Here is a 19424-nt window from a genome sequence, read left to right on the forward strand (position 1 = left end):
ATCGAACGCCGCGCGTAAACGCTTACGCAAGCGTTTACGCGCTACCCGTCGCGGACCGTGAACCCCGCCGGGGCCTCGGGCGGGGCCGAGGGCGGAAAGCCGCCGCCGGGCGGCGGCCCGATCGCTCCGGACTGTCACTCCCCGCCAGTAGGGTGGTGACCATGGCCGACCCGAGCAGCTACCGCCCCAAGCCGGGACAGATCCCCGAGTCGCCGGGGGTCTACAAGTTCCGAGACGAGCACGGCCGGGTGATCTACGTAGGAAAGGCGAAGAGCCTGCGCCCGCGGCTCTCCTCCTACTTCCAGGACCTGGCGAACCTCCACCCGCGCACCCGCACCATGGTCACCACCGCCGCCTCCGTCGAGTGGACCATGGTGAGCACGGAGGTCGAGGCGTTGCAGCTCGAGTACTCCTGGATCAAGGAGTTCGACCCCCGGTTCAACGTCAAATACCGCGACGACAAGAGCTATCCGTCCCTCGCCGTCACGCTCAACGAGGAATTCCCCCGGGTCCAGGTCATGCGCGGCCCCAAGAAGAAGGGCGTGCGCTACTTCGGCCCGTACGGCCACGCCTGGGCCATCCGCGAGACGGTCGACCTGATGCTGCGGGTGTTCCCGGTGCGCACCTGCTCGGCCGGGGTGTTCAAGCGCTCCGCCCAGATCGGCCGCCCCTGTCTGCTCGGCTATATCGGCAAGTGCTCCGCCCCCTGTGTGGGCCGGGTGACCGCCGAGGAACACCGGCGGCTGGCCGAGGAGTTCTGTGACTTCATGGCCGGGCGCACCGGCACCTATCTGCGCCGCCTCGAGGAGCGGATGCAGGAGGCCGCCGAGGAGATGGAGTACGAGAAGGCGGCCCGGCTCCGTGACGACATCGGGGCGCTCAAGCGCGCCATGGAGAAGAACGCCGTCGTCCTCGCCGACGCCACCGACGCCGACCTGATCGCGATCGCCGAGGACGAGCTGGAGGCCGCCGTCCAGATCTTCCATGTGCGCGGCGGCCGGGTCCGCGGCCAGCGTGGCTGGGTCACCGACAAGGTGGAGGCCGTCGACACCGCCGGGCTGGTCGAGCACGCGCTCCAGCAGCTCTACGGGGAGGAGAAGGGCGACGCGGTCCCCAAGGAGGTCCTGGTCCCCGCCCTGCCCGAGCCCGCCGAGCCGGTCGCCCAGTGGCTGAGCGACCGCCGCGGCTCCCGGGTCGATCTGCGCATCCCGCAGCGCGGCGACAAGAAGGACCTGATGGCGACCGTCGCGCGCAACGCCCAGCAGGCGCTCGCGCTGCACAAGACCAAGCGCGCCTCCGACCTGACCACGCGCTCGCGCGCACTGGAGGAGATCGCCGAGGCCCTGGAGCTGGACTCCGCCCCGCTGCGCATCGAGTGCTTCGACATCTCCCACCTCCAGGGCGAGGACGTGGTGGCGTCCATGGTGGTCTTCGAGGACGGCCTGGCGCGCAAGAGCGAGTACCGCCGCTTCCAGATCAAGAGCTTCGCGGGGCAGGACGACGTCCGCGCCATGCACGAGGTGGTCGGCCGCCGGTTCCGCCGCTATCTCCGGGAGAAGACGGACACCGGCGAGTGGGGCCCGGCGCCCGACGGCGACGCGGCGCCGGGCGGACACCCCAAGCAGTCCGAGGAGGAGTTCGCCGCCCCCGCCGGGCCCATCGACGAGAGCGGCAGGCCGAAGCGGTTCGCCTACCCGCCGCAGCTCGTCGTCGTGGACGGCGGCCGGCCGCAGGTCGCCGCCGCCCAGCGGGCGCTGGACGAGCTGGGGATCGACGACGTGGCCGTCTGCGGCCTCGCCAAGCGGCTGGAGGAGGTCTGGCTGCCCGGCGAGGAGGACCCGGTGGTGCTGCCCCGCAGCAGCGAGGGGCTCTACCTGCTCCAGCGGGTGCGCGACGAGGCCCACCGCTTCGCCATCACCTACCAGCGCGGCAAGCGGGCCAAGTCCATGAAGGCCGGGCCGCTGGACACCGTGCCCGGGCTCGGCGACAGCCGTCGGCAGGCGCTCCTGAAGCACTTCGGCTCGCTCAAGCGGCTGCGCGCCGCGACCGTCGAGCAGATATGCGAGGTGCCGGGGGTGGGCCGCAAGACGGCCGAGACGGTCGCCGCCGCCCTCGCCATGGCGGCCCCGGCCGCCCCGGCGGTGAACACCGCCACAGGAGAGATCATTGAGGACGAGGCCGCGAGCGCGGTGTCGTCAGCGACGCGGGGGACGGACAGATGAACGAACATGAGAATCATGGAGACGGAGCGCAGGTGAATACGGGCACCCCGGGAGACACCGCCGCCGAGGCGGCGGCCATCCCCGAGCTGGTGATCATCTCCGGCATGTCGGGCGCGGGCCGCAGCACCGCCGCCAAGTGTCTGGAGGACCTCGGCTGGTTCGTCGTGGACAACCTGCCGCCCGCGCTGATCCCCACCATGGTGGACCTCGGCGCCCGTTCCCAGGGCAATGTGGCCCGTATCGCGGTGGTCGTCGACGTCCGCGGCCGCCGCTTCTTCGACAATCTGCGCGAGTCCCTGGCGGACCTGGCCGCCAAGAACGTCAAGCGCCGCGTCCTGTTCCTGGAGGCCTCCGACGACGCCCTGGTGCGCCGCTTCGAGTCGGTGCGCCGCCCGCACCCGCTCCAGGGCGACGGCCGGATCGTGGACGGCATCGCGGCCGAGCGGGACCTGCTGCGCGAGCTGCGCGGCGATGCCGACCTGGTGATCGACACCTCCAGCCTCAATGTGCACGAGCTGCGCGCCAAGATGGACGCCCAGTTCGCCGGCGAGGAGGAGCCGGAGCTGCGCGCCACCGTCATGTCCTTCGGCTACAAGTACGGCCTGCCGGTCGACGCCGACCTGGTGGTGGACTGCCGCTTCCTGCCGAACCCGCACTGGGTCCCGGAGCTGCGCCCCTTCACCGGCCTCAACGAGGAGGTCGCCGGCTATGTCTTCAACCAGCCCGGCGCCAAGGAGTTCCTCGACCGCTACGCCGAGCTGCTCCAGCTCATCGCGACGGGCTACCGCCGCGAGGGCAAGCGCTATGTGACCATCGCCGTCGGCTGCACCGGGGGCAAGCACCGCAGCGTCGCGATGTCCGAGCGGCTCGCCGCCCGACTCGCCGCCGAGGGAGTCGAAACCGTCATCGTCCACCGTGACATGGGGCGCGAGTGACGATCAGGACCAGACGGCTGCGGCGGCTGGTCGGATCCCGTACCAGCAGAGGAGCGCAGCCCAAGGTGGTCGCGCTCGGCGGCGGGATGGGGCTGTCCGCCTCGCTCGCCGCCCTGCGCCGGATCACCGGCGATCTGACCGCCGTCGTCACCGTCGCCGACGACGGGGGCTCCAGCGGGCGGCTGCGCGACGAGCTGGACGTGCTGCCGCCCGGCGATCTGCGCAAGGCGCTGGCCGCGCTGTGCGGCGACGACGACTGGGGCCAGACCTGGGCCAGGGTCATCCAGCACCGCTTCATCAGCGAGGGCGAGCTGCACGGCCACGCGGTCGGCAATCTGCTGATCGTCGCCCTCTGGGAGCAGCTGGGCGACCACGTCAAGGCGCTGGACCTGGTCGGCAAGCTGCTGGGCGCGCACGGCCGGGTGCTGCCCATGTCGGCGGTCCCGCTGGAGCTCCAGGCGTTCGTCCGCGGCCATGACCCGGGCCGGCCGGACGAGGTGACCACGGTCCGCGGGCAGGCCACCGTCGCGCTCACCCCCGGCGAGGTGCAGTCGGTCCATCTGGTGCCGCATGACCCGCCGGCCGTCCCCGAGGCCGTCGAGGCGGTCCTTGACGCCGACTGGGTGGTCCTGGGCCCCGGCTCCTGGTTCTCCTCCGTGATCCCGCATCTGCTGGTCCCCGAGCTGCTGGAGGCGCTCACCGAGACCAAGGCCCGAAGGGTCCTGTCGCTGAACCTGGCCCCCCAGCCCGGCGAAACCGACGGCTTCTCCCCGCAGCGTCATTTGGAGGTTTTGGCCCGACACGCCCCTAAACTCGCCTTCGACGTGGTGCTGGCCGACCAGGCCGCCGTCCCCGACCAGGGCAGTCTGTGCGACGCCGCGAAGCGGCTGGGCGGCACGGTCGAGCTGGCGCCGGTGGCCAGGCCCGACGGCTCCCCGAAGCACGACCCGGAGCTTCTGGCGGCCGCGTACGACCGTATTTTTCGGATGCATGGAAGGATCGGCCCATGGCGATGACGGCAGCGGTGAAGGACGAAATCTCCCGGCTCCCCGTCACCCGCACCTGCTGCCGGAAAGCGGAGGTCTCGGCGATCCTGCGGTTCGCGGGCGGTCTGCACCTGGTCAGCGGGCGCATCGTGATCGAAGCTGAGCTGGACACGGGCATCGCGGCCCGAAGAGTGCGCAAGGACATCCTGGAGATCTTCGGGCACTCCTCCGACCTGGTGGTGATGGCCCCCGGCGGGCTGCGCCGCGGCAGCCGCTACGTGGTGCGGGTGGTGGCGGGCGGTGATCAGCTGGCCCGGCAGACCGGGCTGGTCGACGGCCGCGGCCGGCCGATCCGCGGGCTGCCGCCGCAGGTCGTCTCGGGCGCCACCTGTGACGCCGAGGCAGCCTGGCGCGGGGCCTTCCTCGCCCACGGCTCGCTCACCGAACCCGGCCGCTCCTCCTCGCTGGAGGTCACCTGCCCCGGCCCCGAGGCCGCGCTCGCGCTGGTCGGCGCCGCGCGCCGGCTCCAGATCGCCGCCAAGGCGCGGGAGGTGCGCGGTGTTGACCGCGTTGTCGTCCGTGACGGTGACGCCATCGGCGCGCTGTTGACGCGGCTCGGCGCCCATGAGTCGGTGCTCGCGTGGGAGGAGCGGCGGATGCGCCGCGAGGTCCGCGCCACCGCCAACCGGCTCGCCAACTTCGACGACGCCAACCTGCGCCGCTCGGCCCGCGCCGCCGTCGCCGCCGGGGCCCGGGTGCAGCGCGCGCTGGAGATCCTGGGCGAAGAGGTGCCCGAGCACCTGGCCGCGGCCGGCCGGCTGCGCATGGAGCACAAGCAGGCCTCCCTGGAGGAGCTGGGCGCGCTCGCCGACCCGCCGCTGACCAAGGACGCGGTAGCGGGCCGCATCCGCCGCCTGCTGGCCATGGCGGACAAGCGCGCCCAGGACCTGGGGATCCCCGGCACCGAGTCCAGCCTGACCGAGGAGATGGCCGAGGGCATGGTCGGCTGACCACCCCGGCCGGGCGGACCGACCGCCCGTACGACAGACCTCTCAAGCCCCCGGCTTCCACCGCGAAGCCGGGGGCGTCCCGTGGCCCTTTCAAGCCATATGTGGCTTGTGGCGCAATTGCGCTGCGTGCGCTGCGGCGTTGACCAGCTGTGACGGAAAGTGCCTCATAGGTGAATCGAAGCCGGCGGTCCGTACCACTTTTCAGTGGACGTGGGCCGCCGGTGCCAATGTCACGTACGTCCCGTGATAGCGGTAGGGTCGGACGCGGTCGGGGACATCCAATAAGGCTCGCCGGCGTCCATACCGGCACACCAACGAGGAGATCGGTTCGTGACGATCCGCGTAGGCATCAACGGCTTCGGCCGCATCGGACGCAACTACTTCCGCGCGCTCCTGGACCAGGGCGCGGACATCGAGATCGTCGGTGTCAACGACCTGACCGACAACGCCACTCTCGTCCACCTGCTGAAGTACGACACCATCCTGGGTCGGCTGAAGCAGGCGGTCAGCCACACCGACAACACCATCACCGTCGGCAACCAGACGTTCAAGACGTTCGCCGAGCGGGACCCGGCCAAGCTGCCCTGGGCGGAGCTCGGCGCCGACATCGTCATCGAGTCGACGGGCATCTTCACCAAGCGCGAGGACGCGGCGAAGCACCTGGCCGCCGGTGCCAAGAAGGTCCTGATCTCCGCGCCCGCCAAGGGCGAGGACATCACCATCGTGATGGGCGTCAACCAGGAGAAGTACGACGCCGCCAACCACCACGTCATCTCCAACGCGTCCTGCACCACCAACTGTGTCGCCCCGATGGCCAAGGTCCTCGACGAGGCCTTCGGCATCACCAAGGGCCTGATGACCACGGTGCACGCGTACACCAACGACCAGCGCATCCTGGACTTCCCGCACAAGGACCTGCGCCGTGCGCGGGCCGCCGCGGAGAACATCATCCCGACCTCGACCGGTGCGGCGAAGGCGACCGCCCTGGTGCTCCCGCAGCTCAAGGGCAAGCTGGACGGCATCGCCATGCGCGTCCCGGTGCCCACCGGCTCGGTCACCGACCTGGTGGTCGAGCTGGACCGCGAGGTCACCAGGGACGAGGTCAACACCGCTTTCCAGAAGGCCGCCGAGGGTCAGCTCAAGGGCATCCTCGAGTACACCGAGGACGAGATCGTCTCCTCGGACATCGTCAACTGGCCGGCCTCCTGCACCTTCGACTCCTCGCTGACCATGGCCCAGGGCAAGCAGGTCAAGATCATCGGTTGGTACGACAACGAGTGGGGCTACTCGAACCGCCTCGTCGACCTGACCGTCTTCGTCGGCAACCAGCTCTGACCGCTGCCGCGATGAGCCAGGACAGGGCCCGGTACGACGCTGTCGTACGGGCCCTGTTCCCATGAACTAGGAGTCCTCAGTGAAGACGATTGACGATCTTCAGGTCGGCGGGAAGCGGGTCTTCGTCCGTGCCGATCTGAACGTCCCGCTCGACGGCGAGACGATCACCGACGACGGCCGCATCCGCGCTGCCGTGCCGACCATCGCCGGGCTCGTGAAGTCGGGCGCCAAGGTGATCGTCGCCTCCCACCTGGGCCGGCCCAAGGGCGCGCCGGACCCCCGCTTCTCGCTCGCCCCGGTCGCCCGGCGGCTCGGTGAACTCCTCGGCAAGGAGGTCGTCTTCGCGACCGACACGGTCGGGGACGGCGCCCGGCAGGCCGTGGCCGGGCTCGGCGACGGCGATGTGGCACTGCTGGAGAATCTGCGCTTCAACGCCGGTGAGACCAGCAAGGACGACGCCGAGCGCGGCGCCTTCGCCGATCAGCTCGCCGCTCTCGCGGACGTCTATGTGGGCGACGGCTTCGGCGCGGTGCACCGCAAGCACGCCTCGGTGTACGACCTTCCGGCGCGGCTGCCGCACGCCGCGGGCCATCTGATCGCCTCCGAACTGAACGTTCTCAAGCAGCTCACCGACGACGTGAAGCGCCCGTACGCGGTGGTCCTCGGCGGCGCCAAGGTGTCCGACAAGCTCGGCGTCATCGACCACCTCCTGGAGCGGGCCGACCGCATCCTCATCGGCGGCGGCATGGCCTACACCTTCCTCAAGGCCCAGGGCCATGAGATCGGCAACTCGCTGCTTCAGGAGGACCAGATCCCGGCCGTCCAGGAGTACCTGGCGCGCGCCAAGGAGCGCGGCGTGGAGTTCGTGCTCCCCGTCGACGTCCTGGTGGCCGCCGAGTTCCCGGATCTGAAGACGAAGGCCCCGGCGCACCCCCAGGCCGTGTCCGCCGCGGAGATGCCGGCCGGCCAGATGGGTCTGGACATCGGCCCGGCGACCTGCGAGCTGTACGCCTCGAAGCTGGCCGACGCGGCCACCGTCTTCTGGAACGGCCCGATGGGCGTCTTCGAGCACCCCGATTTCGCCGCGGGCACCAAGGCCGTCGCCCAGGCGCTGGTCGAGAGCCCGGCCTTCACCGTGGTGGGCGGCGGCGACTCCGCGGCCGCCGTGCGGATCCTGGGCTTCGACGAGAATGCTTTCGGCCACATCTCGACCGGCGGCGGAGCGAGCCTCGAATACCTCGAGGGCAAGACGCTCCCCGGCCTGGCAGCACTGGAGGACTGAACACCGTGAGTGACCGCACCCCGCTGATCGCGGGCAACTGGAAGATGAACCTCAACCACCTCGAGGCCATCGCCCACGTCCAGAAGATCACCTTCTCGCTCACCGACAAGGACTACGAGGACGTCGAGGCCGCGGTCCTGGCGCCGTTCACGGACCTCCGGACCCTTCAGACCCTGGTCGAGCACGACAAGCTGAAGCTCAAGTACGGCGCCCAGGACATCTCGGCGCACGACTCCGGCGCGTACACCGGGGAGATCTCCGGCGCGATGCTGGCCAAGCTGCGCTGCTCCTATGTGGCCGTCGGCCACTCCGAGCGGCGCCAGTACCACAACGAGACCGACGAGCTGTGCAACGCCAAGGTCAAGGCCGCCTTCAAGAACGACGTCACCCCCATCCTGTGCGTCGGTGAGGGCCTGGAGGTGCGCAAGGCGGGCAACCAGGTCGCGCACACGCTCGCGCAGGTCGACGGGGGTCTCAAGGACGTCCCGGCCGAGCAGGCCGAGCGGATCGTGATCGCGTACGAGCCGGTCTGGGCCATCGGCACCGGCGAGGTGGCCACCCCCGAGGACGCCCAGGAGGTCTGCGGGGCGATCCGGGGCCGCCTGGCCGAGCTGTACAGCCAGGAGCTGGCCGACAAGGTCAGGATCCAGTACGGCGGCTCGGTGAAGTCCGGGAACGTCGCCGCGATCATGGCGCAGCCGGACGTGGACGGCGCGCTGGTCGGCGGCGCCTGCCTGGACGCGGACGAGTTCGTCAAGATCGTCCGGTTCCGCGACCAGTGAGCAGGACGGTGAGTAGGCCGTAGCAGGTCACTCGGCGTACCCTGGCGGGGGTCGAGGTGGTGCGCGTCACCACCCGGCCCCCGTTCCCTACCGTCCCGTCCAAGCCCGAGAGAGTTGGTTCCAGCCGTGGTCATGGGGTTCTCGATCGCCCTCATCATCTTCAGCCTCCTGCTGATGATGCTGGTGCTCATGCACAAGGGGAAGGGCGGAGGTCTGTCCGACATGTTCGGTGGTGGCATGCAGTCGTCCGTGGGCGGCTCCTCGGTCGCCGAGCGCAACCTGGACCGGATCACCATCGTCGTCGGCCTGCTCTGGTTCGTCTGCATCGTGGTGCTCGGCCTGCTGATGAAGCTCGATTGAGCCGATAGCTGACGTACCGTCGTGAGCGCGGCCTATCATGGGTCTGCGTCCTCGGGGGCACCTCCCGGCCGAAGGCCGGAGGCGGTGTAACTCCTCCTACTGGACGCGCGTTGGGCCTTACGTAGACTGGGGCGCCCGGCAGCGGAGCTGCCTACCAATGCTTCGCGGCACCATCACGCAGGGAGTTACGACCGTGGCAAGTGGCAACGCGATCCGTGGAAGTCGGGTCGGAGCGGGGCCGATGGGAGAAGCGGAGCGAGGCGAATCGGCGCCTCGGCTGCGCATTTCCTTCTGGTGCTCGAATGGGCACGAGACTGTGCCGAGCTTCGCCAGCGACGCGCAGATCCCGGACACTTGGGACTGCCCCCGCTGCGGCTTCCCGGCCGGCAAGGACCGGGACAGCCCGCCGGACCCGCCGCGCACCGAGCCGTACAAGACGCATCTGGCGTATGTGCGGGAGCGGCGGAGCGACGCCGACGGCGAGGCGATCCTCGCCGAGGCTCTCGCCAAGCTTCGCGGCGAGATCTGAGCGACAGGCGGGACGACGCACGTACGACGGCCCGGCCGGGCACCTCTGACGGGGGTGCGCGGCCGGGCCGTTGTCAGTGGTGGGGGCTACGGTCGTGACGTGAGGTGCCGTGCGGGTCGGGAGGGGGCGTCATGGCCACGGTGGAGGCGGACGAGCAGGCTGCCGGGCGGTCCGTGCCGCTTGCCTGGCGGGGCGGCTTCGGGCGGTTGTGGGGGGCCGCGGTGGTGTCCCGGTTCGGGGACGCGCTGCGCGGGGCGGCGCTTCCGCTGCTGGCCGTCTCGCTGACCGACTCCGCGGTGCTGGTCGCGCTGGTGACCGCGTGCGGATTTCTGCCGTGGCTGCTGTTCGGGCTGCTCGGCGGGGCCATCGCCGACCGGGTGGACCAGCGGCGGGCGATGTGGGCGGTGGACGCGGCGCGCGGGGTGCTGATGGCCGCGTTCGCCGTCGCAGTATGGCTGGGACATGCCTCGATCGGCCTGCTGCTCGCCCTGGCCTTCGCGCTGACCACCCTGCAAACCCTCTTCGACAACGCCGCCACGGCCCTGCTGCCGTCCGTGGTGCCCGGGGAGGCCCTGAGCCGGGCCAACGCCAGGCTGATGACCGGGCAGGAGGTCATGGGCCGGTTCGTGGGCGCGCCGCTGGTGCCGGTGGCCCTGGGCCTCGGCATCGCGATGCCGTACATAGCCGACGCGGTCACGTATTTCGCCGCCGCCGCGCTGGTCGCCTCGCTGGGCGGGGGTGCGCGGGCGCCGCGGCGGGAGCCCCGGGCGCCGGGGCGCACGATCCGCCGGGACATGGGCGAGGGCATCAAGGTGCTGTGGCGGGACCGGCTGCTGCGGGCGCTGTGCGTGTCGACCACGCTGTGCAATATCGGCATCGGCGCCCTCATCGCCACGCTGGTGCTGCACATCACCGGATGGCTGGGCGCAGGGGACGGCGGTTACGCGGCCGTCATCACGGCGTACGGGATCGGCAGCGTCACGGGCGGGCTGGTGGCCGCGCGGGTGGCGGAGCGGCTGGGCCGCGCCCCCACGATCATGGTGTGCGGCCTCGTCCAGATCGCCGCCCTGCTCGCCCTGGGCACGATCCGCACGCTGCCGGCCGCCGTGGCCGCCCTCGGGGTCTTCGGCTTCGCCGGGATCATCTGGAACGTCACGGAGGTGACGATGATGCAGCAGCGCAGCCCGGCCGAGATGCTGGGCCGGGTCAGCGCCGCCTTCCGCACCCTGTCGATCGCCGGCAGCCCGCTCGGCGCCCTGCTCGGCGGGGTCATCGCCGCGGCGTGGGGGCTGAACACCCCGGCGCTGGCGGCCGCCGTGCTCTTCGCCGGCGGCCTGGTGGCCCTCGTCCCGGGGATACGGGCCCCGATCAACTAGGTTGGGGGCACGGGGGCCAGGCACCGACAAGAAGTGGGCTGATTCCGAGATGAACGCAGACGGCCGCAGCAGACTCGACCAGCTGCCCGAGTGGAACGCACTGGCCGCACACCGCCAGGAGCTGGGCGACACACATCTGCGCGAGCTGTTCGCCCAGGACCCCGGCCGCGCGGAGCGGTTCACCGTGTCGGTCGGCGACCTCCATCTGGACTACTCCAAGCACCTGGTGACCGACGAGACCCTGCGGCTGCTGCGGGAGCTGGCCACGGCGACCGGCGTGACCCAGCTGCGGGACGCCATGTTCCGGGGCGAGAAGATCAACACCACCGAGGACCGGTCGGTGCTGCATGTCGCGCTGCGCGCGCCCCACTCCGCCGTCATCGAGTCCGACGGCAAGGACGTCGTCGCGGAAATCCACGCGGTGCTCACCAAGATGGGCACATTCGTCGACCGGATCCACTCGGGGGAGTGGCGAGGGCACACCGGCGAGCGCATCAAGAACATCGTCAACATCGGCATCGGCGGCTCCGACCTGGGCCCGGCGATGGCGTTCGAGGCGCTGCGCGCCTACACCCACCGCGAGTTGGAGTTCCGCTTCGTCTCCAATGTCGACGGGGCGGATCTGCATGAGGCGCTGCGCGGCCTGGACCCGGCCGAGACGCTGTTCATCGTCGCCTCGAAGACCTTCACCACCATCGAGACCATTACCAACGCCACCTCCGCCCGCCGCTGGCTGCTGAGCGGTCTCGGCGCGGGCCAGGAAGCGGTCGCCAAGCACTTCGTGGCGCTGTCGACCAATGCGGAGAAGGTCGCCGAGTTCGGCATCAACACCGACAACATGTTTGAGTTCTGGGACTGGGTCGGCGGGCGCTACTCCTTCGACTCGGCCATCGGCCTGTCCTTGATGGTCGCCATCGGCCAGGACCGCTTCCGCGAGATGCTGGCCGGCTTCCACCTCGTCGACGAGCACTTCCGCTGCGCCCCGCCGGAGGAGAACGCCCCGATGCTGCTCGGGCTGCTGGGCATCTGGTACGGGCAGTTCTTCGACGCGCAGTCGCACGCCGTGCTGCCGTACTCGCACTACCTGTCCAAGTTCCCCGCCTATCTCCAGCAGCTCGACATGGAGTCCAACGGCAAGTCGGTGGACCGCGAGGGCCGGCCGGTGAGCTGGCAGACCGGCCCGGTGGTCTGGGGGACGCCCGGCACCAACGGCCAGCACGCCTACTATCAGCTGCTCCACCAGGGCACCAAGACGATCCCGGCCGATCTGATCGGCTTCGCCAACCCGGTGGCCGACCTGAGCCCCAAGCTCGCCGCCCAGCACGACCTGCTGATGGCCAATCTCTTCGCCCAGGGCCAGGCGCTGGCCTTCGGCAAGACGTCGGAGGAGGTGGCCGCCGAGGGGGTGGCTCCGGAGCTGGTGCCGCACAAGACCTTCCGCGGCAACCGCCCCACGACCACGATCCTGGCCGCCGAGCTGAGCCCCTCGGTGCTCGGTCAGCTGATCGCGCTGTACGAGCACAAGGTGTTCGTACAGGGAGCCGTCTGGAACATCGACTCCTTCGACCAGTGGGGGGTGGAGCTCGGCAAGGTCCTCGCCAAGCGCGTCGAGCCCGCGCTCACCGAGGGGGCCGAGGTGCCGGGTCTCGACCCGTCCACCGCCGGGCTGGTCGCCACATACCGCTCGCTGCGCGGCCGCTGAGGCCGCCGAGCACACACAAAGAGCCGCACACGCCGGACGGGCCGGCCGGGCTCGCCCCGCTCACACGGGGTGGGCCCGGTCCGGCCCGTCGGTTTTGCAAGGGCTCGCCTCCGGTCAGGGCGACGCCGGGGGGTACAGCTCGCGCGGCAGGCCCGCCGCGGCGGCCCGGTCCAGCAGCCACAGCGTGCGACGGCGGCCGTACGCGCCCGCGGCCGGGGCCTGGATCTCCCCGGCGCCCGACAGCGCGATCGTCACCGCCTTGGCCTTGTCCTCGCCCGCCGCCAGCAGCCAGACCTCCTGCGCCGCGCGGATCGCGGGCAGGGTCAGGCTGATCCGGGTGGGCGGGGGCTTGGGCGCGCCGCGCACCGCCACCACCGTCCGCTCCGTCTCCCGCACGGCGGGCAGCTCCGGGAACAGCGAGGCCACATGCGTGTCCGGGCCCACGCCCAGCAGCAGCACGTCGAAGGACGGCGCCGCACCGTGGTTCTCCGGGCGCGCGGCCCGGGCCAGCTCCTCGGCGTACGCCTCCGCGGCCGCCTCCACATCGCTGCCCCACGGGCCGTCGGAGGCGGGCATCGCGTGCACCCGGGCCGGGTCCAGACCCACCGAGTCCAGCAGCGCCTCCCGCGCCTGGGTGACATTGCGGTCCGGGTGGCCGTCCGGCAGGAACCGCTCGTCGCCCCACCACAGGTCGAGCCGCGACCAGTCCACCGCGTCCCGGGCGGGCGCCTCGGCGAGCGCGGCCAGCAGGCCGTTGCCGTTGCGCCCGCCGGTCAGCACGACCGACGCGGAGCCGCGGGCGGACTGGGCGTCCACCACCTTGGTGATCAGCCGGGCCGCCGCGGCCTGCGCCATCAGCTCCTTGTCGCGGTGGACGACCACCTGCGGAGCGGTCACGACGCCGCCCTGCCGGTGGCCTTGCCGCCACCACTGGAGCCGGAACCGGAGCCGCCCGGCTTCGCCGGGGCCTTGGGCACCGGGCGCGGGGCCTCCGGACGGGCCTCGGCGCCGGCCTTGCCGCCACCACCGGAGCCCGAGCCGGATCCGGCAGCGGAACCGGTTCGCGCCACCGACGGGTCGGGGGTCGAGCCCATCACGCCCTTGCCGAGCCGGCTCGCCCCGAACTTCACCGCCGAGGCGTACATCTCGTCCGGGTCGAGACGGCGCAGCTCCTCCGCTATCAGCTCCGACTTGTCCCGCCGCTGGAGCGCGACATGCCGGTCCGGCTGCCCCGGCATCGCCAGCTCGGCCAGCGACCCGTTCGCCCGGTCCAGGCAGATCGTGCCGTCGGCCGTCTCCAGCCGCACCGCGGTCAGCCCGGGGCCGTCCGAGACCTGCCGGTGCACCGGGACCCGCAGCCGCTCGGCGAGCCACAGTGCCAGCAGCTCGCCGCTCGGGTTGTACGCCTCGCCCTCGACCACCGCGGAGGTGATCGTCGAGTGCTTCTGGTCCAGCGCCGCGGCCAGCACGCTGCGCCACGGAGTGATGCGCGTCCAGGCCAGGTCGGTGTCGCCCGGGGTGTATGTCCTGGCCCGCAGCCCGAGCGTGCTCACCGGGTCCTCGGTGGCCTGGGCGTCGGTGATCCGGCGGGCCGCCAGCCGGCCCAGCAGGTCCTCGCTGGGGTGCTCCGGAGCGTCGTCCGGCCACCACACCACCACCGGGGCGTCCGGCAGCAGCAGCGGCAGCACCACCGACTGGGCGTGGGCCGCCAGCTCGCCGTAGAGCCGCAGCAGCACCGTCTCGCCGGTGCCGCTCTCGCCGGCGATCCGCACCTCCGCGTCCAGCCGGGCCACCTTGCGGTCGCGCGGCGAGCGCCCCGGCCGCTTGATGACGACCAGGATGCGCGAGGGATGTTCCTTGGACGCGTCGCTCGCGGCCTTCAGCGCGTCGTAGTGATTGCCCTCGTCGGTGACGATGACAAGGGTGAGCACCATGCCCACGGCCGGTATCCCCGCCGCCCTCCGCGCCTGGACCAGAGCAGCGTTGATCTGGCTGGACGTGGTGTCGGTGAGATCGATGTTCATGGCCGGCGCCAGCTCCGTCCGTCTCGTGCGAGCATCTCGTCCGCCGCCTTCGGCCCCCAGGTGCCCGCCGTGTACTGCTCGGGCTTGCCGTGCTGGTCCCAGTAGGCCTCGACGGGATCGAGGATCCGCCAGGACTCCTCCACCTCCTGGTGGCGGGGGAACAGGTTGGCATCGCCGAGCAGGACATCGAGCAGCAGCCGCTCGTAGGCCTCGGGGCTGGACTCGGTGAAGGACTCGCCGTAGGCGAAGTCCATCGTCACGTCCCGGATCTCCATGGAGGTGCCGGGCACCTTGGAGCCGAACCGGATGGTGACGCCCTCGTCCGGCTGCACCCGGATGACCAGGGCGTTCTCCCCGAGCTCCTGGGTGTCGGTGGTGTCGAAGGGGGAGTGCGGGGCGCGCTGGAAGACCACCGCGATCTCGGTGACCCGCCGCCCGAGCCGCTTGCCCGCGCGCAGGTAGAAGGGCACGCCCGCCCAGCGGCGGTTGTCGATCTCCAGCTTGATCGCGGCATAGGTGTCGGTATTGGAGTTGGAGTCGATGCCCTCCTCCTCCAGGTAGCCCAGCACCTCCTGGCCGCCCTGCCAGCCGTGGGAGTACTGGCCGCGCACGGTGTGCTTGCCCAGCTCCTTCGGCAGCTTGACGGCCTTGAGCGCCTTCAGCTTCTCGGTGACCAGCGCGGTGGCGTCGAAGGAGGAGGGCTCCTCCATGGCGGTCAGCGCGAGCAGCTGCAGCAGATGGTTCTGGATGACGTCGCGCGCCGCGCCGATGCCGTCGTAGTAGCCGGCCCGGCCGCCGATGCCGATGTCCTCGGCCATGGTGATCTGTACGTGATCGACGTACGAGCGGTTCCACAGCGGCTCGAACATGGTGTTGGCGAAGCGCAGCGCCAGGATGTTCTGGACCGTCTCCTTGCCCAGGTAGTGATCGATCCGGAAGACGTCGCCCGGCCGGAAGACGTCGTGGACGACCTGGTTGAGCTCCTGGGCGCTGGTCAGGTCATGGCCGAAGGGCTTCTCGATGACGGCGCGCCGCCAGGAGTCGCCGGGCCCGGAGGACAGTCCGTGTTTCTTGAGCTGCTGGACGACGGAGGGGAAGAATTTCGGCGGGACCGACAGATAGAAGGCGAAGTTGCCGCCCGTGCCGCGCGCCTTGTCCAGCTCCTCGATCGTCCCCCGCAGCTTTTCGAACGCCTCGTCGTCGGAGAACTCGCCGGGCACGAAGCGGAAGCCCTCGGCGAGCTGCTGCCAGACCTCCTCGCGGAAGGGGGTCCTGGCGTGTTCCTTGACCGCGTCGTGGACGACCTGGGCGAAGTCCTCGTTCTCCCAGTCGCGGCGGGCGAAGCCGACGAGCGAGAAGCCCGGCGGCAGCAGGCCACGGTTGGCCAGGTCGTAGACGGCCGGCATCAGCTTCTTGCGGGACAAGTCGCCCGTGACGCCGAAGATGACCAGGCCCGACGGCCCCGCGATGCGCGGAAGCCGCCGGTCCCGGGGGTCACGCAGCGGATTGGCTCCGCTCGTGGAAAGTGACAAGATCTCTCACGCCTCCGAAGGAGCGAGGCGGCCCAGCTCCGCCTCAATGGACTTCAGCAGGTCGTTCCAGGACGCCTCGAACTTCTCGACGCCCTCGTCCTCGAGGAGCTGTACAACGTCATCGTACGAGATTCCGACGCCTGCGAGCGCGTCGAGATCGGCCTTGGCCTGCTCGTATGTACCACGCACCGTGTCACCGGTGATCCCGCCGTGGTCGGCGACGGCCTCCAGCGTGGCCTCCGGCATGGTGTTCACCGTGCCCGGGGCGACCAGGTCGTCCACGTAGAGCGTGTCCTTGTAGGCCGGGTCCTTGACGCCGGTGGAGGCCCACAGCGGGCGCTGCTTGTTGGCGTTGGCCCGGTCCAGGGCGGCCCAGCGCTCGGACGGCGCGGTCGACTTGTCGTGCGAGCCGAACACCTCCTCGTACGCCTGGTACGCGAGGCGGGCGTTGGCCAGGGCGGCCTTGCCGCGCAGCGCCTTGGCCTCGTCGGTGCCCAGCTTGTCGAGGCGCTTGTCGATCTCGGTGTCCACGCGGGACACGAAGAAGGACGCCACCGAGTGGATCTTCTGGAGGTCGAGCCCCGCGGCCTTGGCCTTCTCCAGGCCGGCCAGGAAGGCGTCCATGACCTCGCGGTAGCGCTCCAGCGAGAAGATCAGCGTGACGTTGACGCTGATGCCGAGCCCGATCACCTCGGTGATCGCGGGGAGGCCCGCCCGGGTGGCCGGGATCTTGATGAAGGTGTTGGGCCGGTCCACCAGCCAGGCCAGCTGCTTGGCCTCGGCGATGGTGGCGGCCGTGTTGTGCGCCAGGCGCGGGTCCACCTCGATGGAGACCCGGCCGTCCTGGCCGCCGGTCGCGTCGTACACCGGGCGCAGGATGTCGGCGGCGTCCCGGACGTCCGCCGTGGTGATCATGCGGACGGCCTCGTCGACGGTGACCTTGCGGGTCGCGAGGTCGGCCACCTGCTGCTGGTAGCCGTCGCCGCCGGCGATCGCCTTCTGGAAGATCGACGGATTGGTGGTCACGCCCACCACATGGCTCTGGTCGATCAGCTCGGCCAGATTGCCGGATGTGATGCGCTTGCGCGAAAGGTCGTCGAGCCAGACCGCGACGCCTTCGTCGGCCAGCCGCTTGAGTGCGTCTGTCATCGGGTTTGCATCTCCTACTCGTCGCTACAGGTTCGTATACGGCGTCAGCGCCCGGCGGTCTCAAGCGACTCGCGGGCGGCGGTGACAACGGCCTCCGCGGTCAGGCCGAACTCCCGGTAGAGCACCTTGTAGTCGGCGGAGGCGCCGAAGTGCTCCAGCGAGACGATGCGGCCGGCGTCGCCCACGAAGCGGTACCACGTCAGGCCGATCCCCGCCTCGACGGCCACACGGGCCTTCACGGACGGCGGCAGAACGCTGTCCCGGTACGCCTGGTCCTGCTCCTCGAACCACTCGACCGAGGGCATCGAGACCACGCGGGTCGGGACGCCGGCGGCCTGAAGCTGCTCGCGCGCCTCGACGGCGAGCTGCACCTCGGACCCGGTGCCGATGAGGATCACCTGCGGGGCAGTGCTCTGCCCTTCGGGCCCTTCGGCCTCGGCCAGGACATACCCACCCTTGGCGGCGTCCTCGTTGACGTCGTACGTCGGCACGTTCTGCCGGGTCAGCGCGAGGCCGTGCGGGGCCGGCTGCTCCGTGTGGCGGCGGGTGATCTCGCGCCAGGCGATGGCGGTCTCGTTGGCGTCGGCCGGGCGCACGATGTTCAGGCCCGGGATGGCGCGCAGCGCGCTCAGGTGCTCGACCGGCTGGTGGGTCGGGCCGTCCTCGCCCAGGCCGATGGAGTCGTGCGTCCACACATAGGTGACGGGGAGCTTCATCAGGGCGGCGAGCCGGACGGCGGGGCGCATGTAGTCGGAGAAGACCAGGAAGGTGCCACCGTAGATACGGGTGTTGCCGTGCAGCGCCACACCGTTCATGGTCGAGCCCATGGCGTGCTCGCGGATGCCGAAGTGCACGGTGCGGCCGTACGGGTCGGCCTCGGGAAGCGGGTTGTCCTTCGGGAGGAAGGACGAGGACGCGTCGATGGTGGTGAGGTTCGAGCCCGCGAGGTCGGCCGAGCCGCCCCACAGCTCGGGGAGCAGCCCGCCGAGCGCCTTGAGCACCTGGCCGGAGGCCTTGCGGGTGGCCACGTCCTTGCCGGGCTCGAAGACCGGGATCGCCTTGTCCCAGCCCGCGGGCAGCTCACCGGCGCTGATCCGGTCGAACTCGGCGGCGCGCTCGGGGTTGTTGTCCCGCCACTCCTGGAACTTCTTGTCCCAGGCGGCGTGGGCCTCGCGGCCCCGGTCGAGCAGACCGCGGGTGTGGGCGATGACTCGCTCCTCCACCTCGAAGTTCTGCTCGGGGTCGAAGCCGAGGACGCGCTTGGTGGCGGCGACCTCGTCGGCGCCGAGCGCCGAGCCGTGGGCGGCCTCGGTGTTCTGCGCGTTCGGGGCGGGCCAGGCGATGATCGTGCGGGTGGCGATGATCGAGGGGCGCTCGGTCTCGGCCTTCGCCGCCTTCAGCGCCGCGTACAGCGCCTGGACGTCGAAGTCGCCGTTGGGCGCCTGCTCGACGCGCTGCACATGCCAGCCGTACGCCTCGTACCGCTTCAGCACATCCTCGGAGAAGGCGGTCGCGGTGTCGCCCTCGATCGAGATGTGGTTGTCGTCGTACACCGCGATCAGATTGCCGAGCTTCTGGTGGCCGGCCAGCGAGGAGGCCTCCGCCGAGATGCCCTCCTCCAGGTCGCCGTCGGAGACGATCGCCCAGATGGTGTGGTCGAAGGGGGAGGCGCCCGCGGGCGCCTCCGGGTCGAACAGACCGCGCTCGTAGCGGGCGGCCATCGCCATGCCCACCGCGTTGGCTACGCCCTGGCCCAGCGGGCCGGTGGTGGTCTCGACCCCGGTGGTGTGGCCGTGCTCCGGGTGGCCCGGGGTCAACGAGCCCCAGGTGCGGAACGACTCCAGGTCCTCCAGCTCCAGGCCGAACCCACCCAGGTACAACTGGATGTAGAGGGTCAGCGAGGTGTGACCGGGGGAGAGGACGAACCGGTCACGGCCCACCCATCCGGCGTCGGAGGGGTCGTGCCGCATCAGCTTCTGGAAGAAGAGGTACGCGGCGGGGGCCAGGCTCATGGCGGTGCCGGGGTGGCCGTTGCCGACCTTCTGCACTGCATCCGCGGCCAGGACGCGGGCCGTGTCCACGGCGCGCTGGTCCACATCGGTCCACTCGAGATCTGTGGTAGTCGGCTTCGTGCTCACCCTGAGTCAGGGCTCCTCTCCACAATGTCGATATCCGGCGACATGCGCACCGGCTTTGTCGA

At 70.8% G+C, this 19424-nt stretch carries 16 protein-coding genes; 11 read left to right on the forward strand and 5 right to left on the reverse strand.

The window, feature by feature from the left end:
- Positions 1-161 precede the first annotated feature (161 nt).
- From uvrC to pgi, 11 genes are all read left to right on the forward strand, one after another.
- Positions 162-2222 carry an excinuclease ABC subunit UvrC gene (gene uvrC, locus ACH4S9_RS07135; RefSeq protein ID WP_398370271.1) on the forward strand — a complete coding sequence of 687 codons (2061 nt, stop codon included), beginning with the start codon at positions 162-164 and terminating at the stop codon, positions 2220-2222.
- Positions 2219-3157, forward strand: a complete 939-nt coding sequence (gene rapZ, locus ACH4S9_RS07140) for an RNase adapter RapZ (RefSeq protein WP_311724891.1) — start codon at positions 2219-2221, stop codon at positions 3155-3157. The genes uvrC and rapZ overlap by 4 nt, the downstream gene beginning before the upstream one ends.
- Positions 3154-4173, forward strand: a complete 1020-nt coding sequence (gene yvcK / locus ACH4S9_RS07145; protein ID WP_311724892.1) for a uridine diphosphate-N-acetylglucosamine-binding protein YvcK — start codon at positions 3154-3156, stop codon at positions 4171-4173. Before rapZ ends, yvcK begins: the two co-directional genes overlap by 4 nt.
- Positions 4164-5153, forward strand: a complete 990-nt coding sequence (gene whiA / locus ACH4S9_RS07150; RefSeq protein ID WP_065958444.1) for a DNA-binding protein WhiA — start codon at positions 4164-4166, stop codon at positions 5151-5153. Before yvcK ends, whiA begins: the two co-directional genes overlap by 10 nt.
- A 330-nt stretch (positions 5154-5483) precedes the next feature.
- The gene (gap, locus tag ACH4S9_RS07155) at positions 5484-6488 is read left to right on the forward strand and encodes a type I glyceraldehyde-3-phosphate dehydrogenase (RefSeq protein ID WP_311724893.1); all 1005 of its coding nucleotides are present in this window, start codon (positions 5484-5486) and stop codon (positions 6486-6488) included.
- A 79-nt stretch (positions 6489-6567) separates the two neighbouring features.
- On the forward strand, positions 6568-7770 hold the full coding sequence (locus ACH4S9_RS07160; RefSeq protein ID WP_311724894.1) for a phosphoglycerate kinase: 1203 nt from the start codon (positions 6568-6570) through the stop codon (positions 7768-7770).
- Positions 7771-7775: 5 nt separating this feature from the next.
- Positions 7776-8552 carry a triose-phosphate isomerase gene (tpiA, locus tag ACH4S9_RS07165; protein WP_385339477.1) on the forward strand — a complete coding sequence of 259 codons (777 nt, stop codon included), beginning with the start codon at positions 7776-7778 and terminating at the stop codon, positions 8550-8552.
- A gap of 132 nt (positions 8553-8684) precedes the next feature.
- Entirely contained in the window at positions 8685-8912 is a 228-nt protein-coding gene (secG, locus tag ACH4S9_RS07170) for a preprotein translocase subunit SecG (protein WP_311724896.1), read from the forward strand.
- Between the two features lie 193 nt (positions 8913-9105).
- Positions 9106-9441 (forward strand): RNA polymerase-binding protein RbpA, encoded by a 336-nt coding sequence (locus tag ACH4S9_RS07175; protein WP_311724897.1) that lies wholly within the window; start codon positions 9106-9108, stop codon positions 9439-9441.
- 131 nt (positions 9442-9572) lie between these two features.
- Entirely contained in the window at positions 9573-10817 is a 1245-nt protein-coding gene (locus tag ACH4S9_RS07180) for an MFS transporter (protein WP_311724898.1), read from the forward strand.
- A gap of 49 nt (positions 10818-10866) precedes the next feature.
- A complete protein-coding gene (gene pgi / locus ACH4S9_RS07185) occupies positions 10867-12519 on the forward strand; it encodes a glucose-6-phosphate isomerase (RefSeq protein ID WP_358842657.1) in 1653 nt (550 codons plus the stop codon).
- A 114-nt stretch (positions 12520-12633) separates the two neighbouring features.
- On the opposite strand, the gene pgl is transcribed toward pgi, so the two are convergent.
- The 5 genes from pgl to tkt are packed head-to-tail and all read right to left on the reverse strand — an operon-like array spanning position 12634 to position 19362.
- Entirely contained in the window at positions 12634-13416 is a 783-nt protein-coding gene (gene pgl, locus ACH4S9_RS07190) for a 6-phosphogluconolactonase (protein ID WP_311724900.1), read from the reverse strand.
- A complete protein-coding gene (opcA, locus tag ACH4S9_RS07195; RefSeq protein ID WP_311724901.1) occupies positions 13413-14543 on the reverse strand; it encodes a glucose-6-phosphate dehydrogenase assembly protein OpcA in 1131 nt (376 codons plus the stop codon). Before opcA ends, pgl begins: the two co-directional genes overlap by 4 nt.
- Positions 14540-16075: a glucose-6-phosphate dehydrogenase gene (zwf, locus tag ACH4S9_RS07200; protein ID WP_311724902.1), complete on the reverse strand. Its 1536-nt coding sequence runs from the start codon at positions 16073-16075 to the stop codon at positions 14540-14542. The genes opcA and zwf overlap by 4 nt, the downstream gene beginning before the upstream one ends.
- A 6-nt stretch (positions 16076-16081) precedes the next feature.
- Positions 16082-17224: a transaldolase gene (tal, locus tag ACH4S9_RS07205; RefSeq protein WP_361183626.1), complete on the reverse strand. Its 1143-nt coding sequence runs from the start codon at positions 17222-17224 to the stop codon at positions 16082-16084.
- Positions 17225-17268: 44 nt separating this feature from the next.
- Positions 17269-19362 carry a transketolase gene (tkt, locus tag ACH4S9_RS07210; protein WP_398370279.1) on the reverse strand — a complete coding sequence of 698 codons (2094 nt, stop codon included), beginning with the start codon at positions 19360-19362 and terminating at the stop codon, positions 17269-17271.
- Positions 19363-19424 lie beyond the last annotated feature (62 nt).

Origin of the sequence: Streptomyces sp. NPDC021225 (assembly GCF_044332865.1) — a bacterium.
Classification (GTDB): Bacteria; Actinomycetota; Actinomycetes; order Streptomycetales; family Streptomycetaceae; genus Streptomyces.